This is a genomic window from Erwinia sp. MYb416 (assembly GCF_037479575.1).
GTDB classification, from domain to species: Bacteria; Pseudomonadota; Gammaproteobacteria; order Enterobacterales; family Enterobacteriaceae; genus Erwinia; species Erwinia rhapontici.
Map to the genome: position 1 here is coordinate 1 of NZ_JBBGYT010000232.1, position 400 is coordinate 400.

A 400-nucleotide genomic window follows, 5' to 3' on the forward strand; every position below is an offset into this window, starting at 1 on the left:
CTGATTTCTACCGCTGCTCTTGGCGATATAGAGCTGCTCATCGGCTTTGGTAATCGACTCATCCAGACTGTTAACGTTATTGATATTCAGCGCGCTGATACCGATGCTGGCCGTCACACTGAGATCGTTGCCGTCAAGCAGGATCTGGTTCTCTTCAATGCTGTGACGCAGACGATTGGCTAACAGAAAAGCGCGCGGCTGCGAAATCCCCTCTATTAATACCAGAAACTCCTCACCCCCCATCCTGCACACCATTGCCGATGCCGGTAGTCCCTGACGAATACACTCCACCGTTTTTGCCAGCACATAATCGCCGCTGGCATGACCGTAGGTATCATTAATGTTCTTGAAGCGGTCGATATCAATGACAAATACCGCGCCAAAAAAGCCTTTCGGGCGG

At 51.0% G+C, this 400-nt stretch carries 1 protein-coding gene; it reads right to left on the reverse strand.

The window, feature by feature from the left end; all coding sequences use genetic code 11:
• Positions 1-400, reverse strand: a 400-nt coding sequence (locus WH277_RS02145; protein ID WP_339504133.1) for a GGDEF domain-containing protein, incomplete at both ends; no start/stop codon positions are given.